The sequence below is a fragment of the Chryseobacterium sp. VD8 genome (genome assembly GCF_037149975.1).
In the GTDB taxonomy this organism is placed as follows: domain Bacteria; phylum Bacteroidota; class Bacteroidia; order Flavobacteriales; family Weeksellaceae; genus Chryseobacterium; species Chryseobacterium indicum.
On the sequence record NZ_JBBCQL010000127.1, the window covers coordinates 1 to 12,784 of the forward strand.

Sequence of the window (12,784 nt, forward strand, 5' to 3'; positions counted from 1 at the left end):
TGTCCCAGTTCTGACCTTTTGGAATATATTCCATCATTATCATTTGGTCATTTTCCTGTTTTTCCTCTAAATGAAGATTATATTTTTCGGGCAAAGAAAATTGTAAAGAATCTCTTTTTTGAGAATAAAAAACAGCTGAAAAAGAAAGAGCTAAAGGTAAAAAAAGTTTTGTCATTATAAAATCGCTTCTCTTACTCTGGTTAGTTTTTGTAGTAAATCTTCAAGCAGATCCAGTCTCAACATATTGGCTCCGTCGGACAAAGCGGTTTCGGGAGTGGGATGCGTTTCGATGAAAATTCCGTCTGCACCTACTGCGATTCCTGCTTTTGCGATGGTCTCGATAAGATCCGGTCTTCCTCCTGTAACTCCTGAACTTTGATTCGGCTGTTGCAGGGAATGGGTAACATCCAGAATGACAGGCGCATAATTTCTCATGGTTGGAATTCCTCTGTAATCTACCACCAAATCTGTGTAGCCAAAGGTATTTCCTCTTTCTATGATCGCCACTTTCTGATTGTCTGAGTCCGTAATCTTTTCAACGGCAAATTTCATGGATTCCGGAGAGAGAAACTGTCCTTTTTTTAAGGTCACACATTTTCCTGTTTTTGCGGCGGCAACCAAAAGATCTGTTTGTCGAACCAAAAACGCAGGAATCTGCAACACATCCACATATTGCGCCGCCAAAGCCGCGTGCTCGTTTTCGTGAATATCCGTTGTTGTAGGAATATTGAAAGTTTCGCCTACTTTTTTAAGAATTTCCAGAGATTTTTCTTCTCCGATCGTCGTAAAAGAATCTACTCTGCTTCGGTTGGCTTTTTTAAAGCTTCCTTTAAAAATGTAGGGAATGTTATATTTATTGGTTAATTCCACCACTTTTTCGGCAATTTTCAGCGCCATATCTTCGCCTTCAATGATGCAGGGACCGGCAATTAAGAAAAAGTTTTTGGAATTTTTGTGATGAATATTATCTAAATACTGAATCATTTTATTTTTTGATTAAAAAGTTCAGTAAAAATAGGGAGAAAGTTCGGAAATCCGAAATTATTTAAAGGGTTTTAAAGACTTCGAAACGGATAGCTTCAATAAACTTAGTGCCGATTTGTCCGATAATTCTGTTTTGGACAATTTTTTGAAGCTAGGAATTCGTAGATTTATCAAAAATTTCGAGAATTTTAAATATGAAAAAAGCGTTAATAATCGTAGATGTGCAGAATGATTTTTGTGAAGGCGGAGCTTTGGCAGTTCCGGGAGCAAATGAAGTAATTCCTTACATCAATGCTCTGATGGAAGAAAACGAATACGATCAGATTGTACTTACTCAGGATTGGCATCCTGCAGATCATAAAAGTTTTGCCAGCAATAATGGCAGAAAAGTAGGCGAAAGCATTATTTTAAATGGGGTTCCGCAGTTTATGTGGCCCGATCACTGTATTCAGGGAACTTTCGGGGCAGAATTCCATAAAGATCTTAACAGAGAGAAAGTAACCCACATCGTACAAAAGGGTAAAAATGTAGAAATCGACAGCTACAGCGGTTTTCAGGACAATAATCATTTCATGAAGACAGGTCTGGACGATTTTTTAAAATATCACGACATCCAGTTGGTGGAAATCGTAGGTCTTGCTATGGATTACTGCGTAAAATATACCTGTACCGATGCTGTAGCCAATGGTTATGTAACCTGTCTTCACTTCAACGGAACACGTGCCGTAAATGTAAAGCCGGATAACGGAAGAGATGCCATTTATGATATGATTCAGAAAGGGGTTACGGTTTTGGGGTAGTTTTTAAACACAGATTTCACTAATTTTCTCACAAATGACACAACTTAATATTTGTGATATTCGTGTAAATCCATTTGTGGCATTCATGTTAAAGCAAAAAAAAGACGCTGAAAAAATTTCAACGTCTTTTTTTTCAGCTTAAAATTTACTTCAAAATTAAAGCATTTTAAGGTTATTCACTTCCTGTTCTGTAAGGATTCTCCAGTGTCCTCTTTTGATATTTTTCTTCGTTAATCCGGCAAACATTACTCGGTCTAAGGCTTCCACTTCATATCCTAATCTCTGGAAAATTCTTCTGATAACACGGTTCCATCCAATGTGGATTTCGATTCCCACTTCATTTTTCGGTTTTCCTTCAATGAACGAAATCTGATCTACTTCGGCAACTCCTTCATCCAGACGGATTCCTTCCGCAATAAGCTTCATATCCTCGTGTGTAAGCTTTTTATCCAATGTTACATGATAAATTTTCTTTGCATCAAAAGACGGATGCGTCAGTTTTTTTGTCATATGGCCGTCGTTCGTTAAAAGAATAACACCTGTTGTAGAACGGTCTAATCTTCCTACCGGAAAAACTCTGTACGGTGAAGCGTTCGCTACAAGATCCATTACTGTTTTTCTGGCTTTGTCGTCTTTTGTGGTAGAAATATATCCTTTTGGTTTGTTAAGAAGAACGTAAACCGGCTTTTCGGGTGTAATATTCTGTCCGTCGAAAACCACTTTATCTGTTTTCTGAACCTGATAACCCATTTCCGTCACCACTTTTCCGTTTACTTCCACAAGACCTTGCGTAATCAGCTCATCGGCTTCTCTCCTGCTGCAGATTCCGGAATTGGCGATGTATTTATTCAGACGGATGGTGTCTTTATGTACATCTTTCTCAATTTTATTCAGTCTTCTTTTCTGTACAAAAGATTTATTTTTATCTTCCCTGTTTTCTGTTCCGGGTCTTCTTCCGTATTTCAGGCTTCCTCTTTCGTATTTATCTCTCGTATCAAAAGTATTGGGTCTGCTTCCTCCTCTTTTTGGGGCAGATTTGCCGAAAGATTTTTTTTCTTCACCTGAACTCGTTATGAAAGGCTCTTTTTCAGTTTTTCCGAATTTCTTATCCATTCGGTCCTGGTAACTGGTGCCACCACTTTTCCTTGAGTCTGAATTTCTCTCTCCTGCTTTCGGGAAAGATTTTTTAAAAGGTTTTGATTCTGAAGAATTTCCAGATCTGGAAGCACGAGAATTATCAGAATTTTTCTTAGTTGAAATTCTTGGTCTCTTTGGTCGTTCTGAATTATTATTATCTCTGCTCATTCTAAAAATTTCTGCAAAGATAGTATATTTAATAACGAGTTAAAAATTAAGAATCATAACTTTGCAATATAGTTTTACATTTAACCCTACAGAAAATCTGAAAATGATAACAATATTAAACGATAATTTTTCTCAATTAAACGACTTCTTACACGAAAAATCTTTCAGCAAAATCTTTATTTTAGTTGATGAAAATACACATGAATATTGTCTTCCCATCCTTTTAGGAAATATGGAAACAGATCTCGGATTTGAAATTCTGGAGATTGAAGCCGGTGAAGAAATGAAAAATATACAGACGGCGAACCAGCTTTGGGAAATTCTTACGGAAATGCAGGCAGACCGAAAAGCTCTGGTTATTAATCTCGGCGGCGGCGTTATTACGGATATGGGAGGTTTTGTAGCATCTACTTATAAAAGAGGAATCCAGTTCATCAATATTCCAACGACGCTTTTATCGATGTGTGATGCTTCTATCGGAGGAAAAACAGGAATCGATCTTATGCATTATAAAAACATGGTGGGAACTTTTACTTTTCCTGAGAAAATCTTTGTCTATCCTAAATTTCTTGAAACTCTTCCCTTCAAAGAATTAAGAAGCGGATTTGCCGAAATGCTGAAACACGGTTTAATTGCCGATAAATCTCACTGGGATAATCTTACCCAGATCAATAAACTGGATATTGACGGTGTAATTCCCCATATTCAAACGTCGATGGATATTAAACAGAATGTTGTTCAGGAGGATTTTCACGAGAAAAATATCAGAAAAACGCTCAATTTCGGTCATACGATCGGTCATGCTGTAGAAAGTTTATGCTTAAGTCAGGGAAATCCTATTCTTCATGGGGAAGCTGTGGCAATGGGGATGATTACGGAAGCGCACCTCGCTTTTCTTGAAGGTTTAATTTCTGAAGAAGATTCTGTACTTATCATAGAAAGTATTCAGAAGTATTACCCTTATCTTGATATCAGCGATTTTAAAGATGAAGATATTTTCGGTCTTTTACTTAATGACAAGAAAAATGCTGACAGTAAAATTAATTTTTCCCTGCTTACCGCCATCGGAGCTTGTAATTTCGATCATAAATGCAGTCAGAAAAACATCATTACGTCCTTAGATTTCTACAGAAAGCTGAATGATGTTTCATTATAACCGGCAAAAATTCAATTAAAAATTAAATATATTTTAAGAAGGTTTCTGAATTTAGACTATTTCTAAACAAATGTTTAATTAAAAATTAAATTTCTGAAAATCAAATCAATAAAATAAGATCTGTTTGTTTTTACAGGCGGATTTCTTTATGACATTTATCATAATTTATTTTTTGGCAAGCAATTTGAAAGATACTCTGCGTCAAACGAAAAATTTTGACAGTAGTAAAATTTAAAATTAGAAAATAGTAAAAATTAAAAAATTAAAGTTATGAAAAAGTTAATTTTAGGAGTAGCACTTACAGCTGGTTCATTAGCATTCGCTCAGACGACGGGTTCATCTTCAAGCCCGGTAAGATTTGGTATCAAAGGTGGGATGAACGTAGCTTCTCTATCTAAAGATGCAAGTCTTGAAGACCAAAAATCTAAAATAGGATTCAACGCAGGTGTATTTGCAAACATTCCTTTAGCAAGTTCATTCAGTGTTCAGCCGGAGGTTTTATATTCTCAGTACGGAGCTAAAGTAAAAAGCACAGACGAATTTACTGCATTAGGTACAACAACAAGAAATGTTGAGTCTTATTCAACTCATTTAGATTACATCGCTGTACCGGTAATGTTCCAGTATAACTTCGTTCCCAACTTTTACGTTGAAGCAGGTCCTGAATTCGGATTCCTGGTAAGCGCAAAAAATAAAGGAGACAGAACTACTACTGTAACCAACGGTTCAGGAACAACAACTTCTTCAGCAAGCTATACAGATGATATCAATAAAGATAACCTAAACACATTTAACTTCGGTATCGGTTTAGGAGCAGGATATTATTTCACAGATAACCTTGGTATTACTGCAAGATATGTTGCAGGTGTAACTGACGTTGCTAAAAACAGACCAAATGGTTCTGATGCTACAAGAAACAATACATTCCAGGTTGGTTTAGCTTACAAATTCTAAGAAGCTGATTCAGTAAAAACAATTTTGATTTCAATAGATAAAAAGGTCAGGTTTCATCATGAAGCCTGACCTTTTTTATTTGATCTGAATGACATTATCCAATGCATAATAATTCACTCAAAAAATTGTGAATTATTAACATTTGAAAATCCAGAAATCCTTTATTTGGCAAGCATTTTGTAAAATAACTGTTACCTGAATGAAAATTTCAGGAAACAAAAAAGTAGTAAAATTTAAATGTAAAATTATGAAAAAGTTATTTCTAGCAATGGCAGTAACAGGAGGAGCATTTGTGTTTGCACAAGAAGTAAAAACAACAGCTGTCCCACCGATGAAAATGAAGGAGCCTGTAAGATTTGGTATTAAAGGAGCGGCAACCGCTTCCCAATTCAGTGAACAGAAACTTGCTGCCAAAAACCAGAAAATAGGATTTAATGCAGGTGTTTTCGTAAATGTACCATTATCTGAAAAGTTTGCATTACAGCCGGAAGTTTTATACAACCAGATGGGTGCAAAAAGTGTACTTTCCGATACGGAAGTTACCACAGGAGCTACAACCGTAAGAACCAAGCAGGATTATAGCACTACACTGAACTACATTTCCGTACCGGTAATGCTTCAGATGAAACCTACCGACAATTTCTATGTAGAAGCAGGTCCGGAAGTAAGTTATTTCGTAGACGGTAAAAACAAAGGTGAGCAGACCATTTCCACAACAACTTCCGGAACTACCACCACACAGACTTTATCGGCTTCAGAAAGTATTAATAAAGACGATATTAAAAAGTTCAATCTGGGCTTTGGAGTCGGTCTGGGATACTATTTTACCCGTAATTTGGGAATTAACGCGAGATATGTTAACAGTCTTACCCATATTTACAACAATTCTGATGCAGTAACCGATGCTCAGAAAAATGTAAACACAAACAGATCATTTCAACTAGGTCTGAACTATAAGTTTTAAATAAAAAACAATTTTTGATTTCATAACAAAGATCAGGTTTCATCATGAGGCCTGATCTTTTTCTTTTTATTAAATTTGCAGCACTTTAATAATAAACATTCATAAAAATTAATAGACTATGAAAAAGATTTTTCTAGGACTTGCGATTACAGCAGGTACATTATCATTCGCACAGGAAAAAGCAGCAGCTTCAGCTTCACCGGTAAAATTCGGAGTAAAAGCGGGACTTAACGTATCTTCTATTAACGACAACGATTCTAAAGCAAAAGCAGGATTCTACGGAGGTTTCTTTGCAAACATTCCTGTAGCAAGTTCTTTCAGCGTACAGCCGGAAGTTTTATATAACGGAATGGGTGCTAAAGATAAAACCTATTCTTCTGTAAAGCTTAATCTGGATTATATTTCAGTTCCGGTAATGGTACAGTATAATGTTCTTCCTGATTTATATGTAGAAGCTGGTCCACAGTTCAGTTTTGCAATCAGCCAGAAATTAAAAGGAGACGGAGGTTCTGTAGATGTAAATCAGGCATTCAAAGGTTTTGATCTTGGTTTAGGTCTTGGAGCAGGATACTATTTTGAGCAAAAATTCGGAATTACGGCAAGATATGTTGCAGGACTTACGGATATCGCAGAAAACAATACAGGTGACGCAGTAAGAAACGGCGTTTTCCAGGTTGGTGTAGCGTATAAATTCTAATCCATTTCGGATACAATAAAAAATGTCAGACTTAAAATTTAAGTCTGACATTTTCTTTTTATGGAAATATTTTAATTGAATAATTCTACTTCCTCTCCTTTTCCTACAGGATATTCTTCGGTAAAACATCCGAAACAGTGATTGGCAGAGCCTAAAATTTCTTTCAGGTTTTCAACGCTTAGGAATTCAAGAGAATCTACTCCCAAATAATCTCTGAGTTCTTCCGTAGACATATTGGCAGAGATCAGATCGTCTTTCGACGGCGTATCGATTCCCAGATAACAAGGAGCGATAATTGGCGGAGAAACACTTCTGAAGTGAATTTCCTTCACGCCTGCATCTTTAAGAATCTTAACGAGTCTTTTTGAAGTGGTTCCTCGTACAATGGAATCATCAATAATCACGACTCTTTTATCTTTAATCTCGGAAATAATCGGGTTTAATTTCAGGTTCACTACTCTTTCTCTCATTTCCTGAGTCGGTACAATGAAACTTCTTCCGATGTATCTGTTTTTAATTAAAACCGGACGGAAAGGAATTCCCGAAGCCTTGGAAAAACCAATGGCAGCCGGAACTCCGGAATCCGGAACCCCAATTACAACATCTGCTTCCACAGGAGCCTGATGCCAGATTTTTTCTCCGGATTTTTCCCTGATTTCGTACACATTAATATTTTCTAAAGTAGAATCGGGTCTTGCAAAATAAATATATTCAAAAGAACAGATTCTCTGCTTTCCTTTTTCTTCGTCCACCATGTAAGAATGAAGTTTTCCGGGTTCGTTTTCATTGGTGTAAATAATTTCTCCCGGTAAAATATCACGCACATATTGTGCTCCTACTGCATCTAAAGCCACAGATTCTGAAGCAACAACGTAAGAATTTTCATTGATTGCTCCCAAAACCAAAGGACGGATTCCGTTGAAATCACGGAATGCGAAGAATTTATTTCTCGTCATCCCGACAACCGAATAAGCACCTTCAATTTTCTCCATGGTTGCTTTAATAGCTCCGCGAAGTCCTAAATCAAGATTTTTCTGAATTAATCTTAAAATCACCTCAGAATCGGATGTTGCTCTGAATACAACCCCTTCAGCTTCGAGCTGCGTTTTCAGTTCTTTTGCGTTGGTTAAATTACCGTTGTGCGCAATCGAAAGAATAATCTGGTCGTATTCGTTTTTCGCGAAGAACGGCTGAAAATTATATTTCTTTTTGTCTCCTGCAGTCGTGTAACGGGTGTGTCCGATCGCAGAATTTCCCATAAAAGTTTCAGGATCGTTGATCTCTTTATAAACATCCAAAACCAGACCTTCATCTTTCATATTGGTGATTTTTCCGTCTTTAAGAACAGAAATACCACAAGCTTCCTGACCTCTATGCTGCAATGCAAAAAGACCGAACTGTGAAAGAGAAAACGTATCCAGATCATTATCAGAATACATTCCGAAGATTCCGCACTCCTCGTTCGGAGCGTCAAGCCTTTCTTCTTCCTGCGTTCTGAAAAGATTTCTTCCGTAGGTCTGGGTTTCAAATTGTTTTAAATATTCACTTTTATGAATGTCTAAACTTTTCATTTTTATTTTTTCTAAATTTTGATGGTGGAAGCCGGGAGCTCGAAATCTGAAGTTTGTAACAAAACTTTTTTACATATTCAGATAAACTTCCGGCATCCAACTTCTGGTTTCTGCCTGATAATTATTTAGCAAGTACCGTTTTCAGTCTGTTATAGATCTCAACGTAAGCTTCGGTAACTTCACCAAGATCTCTTCTGAATCTGTCCTTATCCAGTTTCTTCATCGTATCTTTGTCCCAAAGTCTGCACGTATCCGGAGAAATTTCGTCTGCAAGGATAATTTCACCGTCTGCCGTTTTTCCTAATTCAATTTTGAAATCTACTAAGATGATGTTCATTTTATCGAAAAGATCGATTAAGATTTCGTTGATGTCTGACGTTAATTCATACATTTCATCAAGCTCCTCATACGTTGCAGCTCCTAAGAACACTGCATGGTGATCGTTGATTAGCGGATCTCCCAATTCGTCTTTTTTGTAGCAGATATCGAAGATGGTAACCGGAGATTTAATTCCTTCTTCCACTCCCAGTCTCTGCGCCATGCTTCCAGCCGAATAGTTTCTTACCACCATTTCCAAAGGAATGATGGATACTTTTTTTACCAACTGCTCTCTTTCGTTCAGTTGTTTAATGAAATGAGTCTTAATCCCTTTTTCATTCAGATATTCAAAAATAAGAGTCGTGATCGCGTTGTTCATTTCTCCTTTAAGATCTACAGATCCTCTTTTCTGAGCATTAAATGCAGTAGCATCGTCTTTGAAACGCACCACTACTTCATTAGGATTATCGGTTGCAAAAACCTGTTTTGCCTTACCTTCGTACAACATTTCTTTCTTTTCCATTTTCTAAAATTACTTTTTATTAGATTTATATTACTTAATTAAAATTCCTGTTAAAACTGCCATTCCAAAGCTTAAAAGGGTTCCGATCAGAACATATTCGGTTAACTTTCTCTGCTTTGCCTGAGCAAGATCGCTGAACCTGAAGACAGATTTTGCAGCGACCATAAAACCTACGCCTTCCCAATGGTTCACCACAATAAAGGTGAAAACCAATAAACGTTCTAAAATCCCGATATATTTTCCGGCACTTGATAAAGATTCGGTTTGTATGTTATTCTGTGTTTCGGGAACCGGAGTCCACGAAGACAATAAAATCTTGATAAAAATGGAAGCGGGTGTTGTTAAAAATAAAGCTGCCATAAGAATTTTTAGAATTTCCTGATCTTTTAAAAAATCAAAATTAAATTCCTTGAAGTAAAAGGAAATTCCTGCAATCACGGCAATATGCAAAGCCTGATCGATAAAAAACCAGATTTTTTTAGATTTTGCGGTCTGAAAACTCAGTTTTGCAGCATCAATAATAAAATGTGAAACTCCGATCAGAACGGCGATCCACCACAATTCGGTGTTCCAGAGGAAAATAAAACTCAGAATCGTATGAATGAGAACATGAAGGTATAAATATCTGCTTCTCAGTTTTTTACTTTCCTTCTCTGCAACCCATGAATTTGGCTGAAGAATAAAGTCTCCAAATAAATGTGCCAATATGAGCTGAATAAAAACCATGCTTACAGTTCGGATATTTTTTTTCTGAAATATTGATTGGTTTCTACGATCAGTTCATAGTTTGCGCGCTTCAGTCTCTGGCTTACGGAAGACTGTGAGATGGCAAACTTTTTCGCAAGATCTTCCTGCGTGATGTCTTTGTTCATAATCATCTCATGGATGATTTCTGCATTGGCAACCGTCCAGGAATCAAAATCTCTGGAAGACCATTTCAGCAGAATATTCAGGTCCCGGTCTACGGAATCGTTGGATGTTTTGATGGAAACAGTATGTCCGTCGTTTTTCAGATCATTGAGCAATCTTCCGGAATGTACATAAGCGGTTCCGTTGGATTCGGTGATTTTTTCAGAAGAAAAATTCTCTTCTCCAATACCGATGGCAATTCTTACGTCTAAATTTTCCTGACTTTTTATAAGGGATTTAATGGCAAGAAAACGCCAGAATACCTCATCTATCTTACATTTGAACTGAAATTCGTCGCCTCTGTAGATTTCCCATGTATGAGGAGCACTTCCCCACTTTTCGAGAAGATTTTTAAGCTTGGTAATCCAAACCTCTGTTTCCGCGTGCTGTGAATTTATAATATCTCCGGTAATGACCGCTATCATTCTGCAAATATAAGCATTATTACTTATAAATAAAAAATATAAGCAGAAACACTTATAGATAATGATTATTAGTGAATCTGCTTATATCGATTATATATTGCTTTCCCCTTTTCGGGAGATCACAGCTTATTTTTTGATAAACGGATAGATCTTATCATCAATTTTTAATAGATATGAACCTGTAGATAAACTTTGTACAGAAATGCCCTTTTTATTTTTGAAAGGATTTTGTTCGGAATGAATTATTTTTCCGGAAAGATCTAAAATCTGTGCTGATTTTACATTCTCTGTTTTCCCATCAACGAAAACATTGTCATTAACAGGATTTGGATAAATTTTAAACTCGTTATTTCTGGCAAGAATAGCTTCTGCGGTTGCCAGCGTTCCTAAATTCTGACAATAATTGCTGGCGTAAGAATCCCATTCACTAATGCTAAAGGACGTTGTTGGCTGGTTGATATTAGATTTTCTGTATAAAGAAATATTTCCTAAAACCGAAAAATTGTTTGTACCGGAAACACCTATTGCATCCACCGTTGAAGATTTATATCTCAGTTCCAGATACTGACTTCCGGAATACGTCATCTGCGGAGCTGCCGTTACAAACTTTGCCTGATTTATTGTATAGCAGGAGAAATTGGCATCCGGATGCAATACTACAAAAGTCTCGTTATTCTGAACAATTCCTTCCAGCTCATAAGGATCTGCAAAATAATAATTTGTTCCGCTGGAAAACTGGATTGATAATCTGTAGTCACTAAGGTTTACGGGATGTCCTGTTTTATTGGTAATTTCAATACCTTTATTATTCGAAGTTCCTTCAAGATATTTCGTTACCATCAGATCTTTAGCATAAATATCTGATGCTAAAGTTGTAACAGAAGCCGTATTACTGTCCGGAGAAAGCAGGTATCCGTTGTCGTAAGCCTTCACAGTAAAAGTATACGCTGTAGAAGGAGTAAGATGATCTACACTGAATGTTGTACCTTTCGTTGTCCCTACCAATGTTCCGTTCTGGTAGATTTTATATCCGATTACGTCCGTACTTGTACTGGGAGTCCAGCTTAAAGTTGTAAAATAAGCACTGTTTTGCGTAACGCTTACGTTTGTAGGAGTTTGTGGTGCAACAGCATCCGGAGTCTGCCCCCAGATTGTATTCACCCACGAAGGATTATCAATAAAAGGATTTCTGTTTTTCTGTATTGCATACACCGCATTATTTCTGTCGATTTCCTTTTGCGAAACAGGATCTTGCTGATGCCACTGAAGCAGCATGGCGATATAAGCGGGATCATACGCTCTTTCCTCCGTTCCGTCAAGCGGATTGGTATCCGAAGCCGGATTTGCATTATTGTTGAAATTAAAAGTACCCAGTTTCCCTTCATACCTTACTGCAAAATAAAGCAGACATCTCGCAACGTCTCCTTTAAACTCGTTAATAGGCTCATATACTCTTCCTGTATAAGTAATTCCCGGAATGGCACAATTTCCTATTCTTGAAGTATTGGTAAAAGTATAGTAGATCGTAGAACCCACAATTCCGTAAGGATAATTACTTCTCAACTGGTTAATTCTTGCATCCGTTGGAACCACATAAAACAAATCCGAGTACATCGGGTAATTGCTGTAAAATGTACTTTGTGGCATCATGTGTTCTCTATTCCAGCCCTGTCCTTCCGCGGAAGCACTTCCGATGATATTCGCCGTTGTATATTCATATGCATCCGGTCCTGTAGGAATTTCAGAATAAATATCAAGGAGAATGGTCGTATTGCTTGGTCCGTAGTCGTAATATCTATCTAAATCCGTCTGATTATAATAATTGGTGAGATCACCATAATTCCAGTTTATATTTTTCGCCGAAATGATGTCATGAAGCTTTGACTTTAAGGCGTAACCCGTCAAACCTGTCGTTCCATCGTAATACCCTGCAGGAGCCTGAGCTGCAAAATAAGATGAAATCATAATAATAGGCAGTAGAAATTTTTTCATGCTTTAAAAATTGGGTGGCTAAAATAGTAAATTAATCTGCTTAAAGTTCGGAAAATTTTATTAAAATATCATTAATTTTAAGAATATAAAAAATTGAAAACTAGATTTTTGCAGATACCGCCTTATGTCATAAATAATTTTTTTGGGTGTTACAGCAATTTAATTATCTTTGGGTACTAACTATTA

Annotated in this window: 12 protein-coding genes; 5 read left to right on the forward strand and 7 right to left on the reverse strand. The window is 36.8% G+C overall.

The genetic code is table 11. The annotated features are described in order from the left end of the window. Positions 1-174 precede the first annotated feature (174 nt). Positions 175-984: a 3-deoxy-8-phosphooctulonate synthase gene (gene kdsA / locus WFK35_RS13975; RefSeq protein ID WP_336733072.1), complete on the reverse strand. Its 810-nt coding sequence runs from the start codon at positions 982-984 to the stop codon at positions 175-177. Between the two features lie 194 nt (positions 985-1,178). Between kdsA and pncA the strand changes: the two genes are divergently transcribed. Beyond that, entirely contained in the window at positions 1,179-1,784 is a 606-nt protein-coding gene (gene pncA / locus WFK35_RS13980; RefSeq protein WP_256037891.1) for a bifunctional nicotinamidase/pyrazinamidase, read from the forward strand. 156 nt (positions 1,785-1,940) lie between these two features. Here pncA and WFK35_RS13985 read toward each other — a convergent pair whose 3' ends face one another. Continuing rightward, positions 1,941-2,897, reverse strand: coding sequence for a pseudouridine synthase (locus WFK35_RS13985; protein ID WP_442892051.1), 957 nt, complete (start codon positions 2,895-2,897; stop codon positions 1,941-1,943). A 295-nt stretch (positions 2,898-3,192) separates the two neighbouring features. On the opposite strand from WFK35_RS13985, the gene aroB reads away from it, so the two are divergent. The 4 genes from aroB (at position 3,193) to WFK35_RS14005 (ending at position 6,860) form a co-directional block, all read left to right on the forward strand. After that, on the forward strand, positions 3,193-4,245 hold the full coding sequence (gene aroB, locus WFK35_RS13990; protein ID WP_336733076.1) for a 3-dehydroquinate synthase: 1,053 nt from the start codon (positions 3,193-3,195) through the stop codon (positions 4,243-4,245). 270 nt (positions 4,246-4,515) lie between these two features. Further along, entirely contained in the window at positions 4,516-5,199 is a 684-nt protein-coding gene (locus tag WFK35_RS13995) for a porin family protein (RefSeq protein WP_076390239.1), read from the forward strand. A 247-nt stretch (positions 5,200-5,446) separates the two neighbouring features. Continuing rightward, positions 5,447-6,163: a porin family protein gene (locus WFK35_RS14000; RefSeq protein WP_235130801.1), complete on the forward strand. Its 717-nt coding sequence runs from the start codon at positions 5,447-5,449 to the stop codon at positions 6,161-6,163. Between the two features lie 118 nt (positions 6,164-6,281). Continuing rightward, positions 6,282-6,860, forward strand: coding sequence for a porin family protein (locus WFK35_RS14005; protein ID WP_336733078.1), 579 nt, complete (start codon positions 6,282-6,284; stop codon positions 6,858-6,860). A 71-nt stretch (positions 6,861-6,931) separates the two neighbouring features. On the opposite strand, the gene purF is transcribed toward WFK35_RS14005, so the two are convergent. The 5 genes from purF to WFK35_RS14030 form a co-directional block, all read right to left on the reverse strand. Further along, positions 6,932-8,431, reverse strand: a complete 1,500-nt coding sequence (purF, locus tag WFK35_RS14010) for an amidophosphoribosyltransferase (protein WP_214589745.1) — start codon at positions 8,429-8,431, stop codon at positions 6,932-6,934. Positions 8,432-8,552: 121 nt separating this feature from the next. Further along, on the reverse strand, positions 8,553-9,272 hold the full coding sequence (purC, locus tag WFK35_RS14015; RefSeq protein WP_235130803.1) for a phosphoribosylaminoimidazolesuccinocarboxamide synthase: 720 nt from the start codon (positions 9,270-9,272) through the stop codon (positions 8,553-8,555). Between the two features lie 30 nt (positions 9,273-9,302). Further along, positions 9,303-9,998, reverse strand: a complete 696-nt coding sequence (locus WFK35_RS14020) for a DUF3307 domain-containing protein (RefSeq protein ID WP_336733079.1) — start codon at positions 9,996-9,998, stop codon at positions 9,303-9,305. Positions 9,999-10,000: 2 nt separating this feature from the next. Further along, the gene (locus tag WFK35_RS14025; RefSeq protein ID WP_235130805.1) at positions 10,001-10,606 is read right to left on the reverse strand and encodes a SatD family protein; all 606 of its coding nucleotides are present in this window, start codon (positions 10,604-10,606) and stop codon (positions 10,001-10,003) included. Between the two features lie 126 nt (positions 10,607-10,732). After that, positions 10,733-12,598 carry an endonuclease gene (locus WFK35_RS14030; protein ID WP_336733080.1) on the reverse strand — a complete coding sequence of 622 codons (1,866 nt, stop codon included), beginning with the start codon at positions 12,596-12,598 and terminating at the stop codon, positions 10,733-10,735. Positions 12,599-12,784 lie beyond the last annotated feature (186 nt).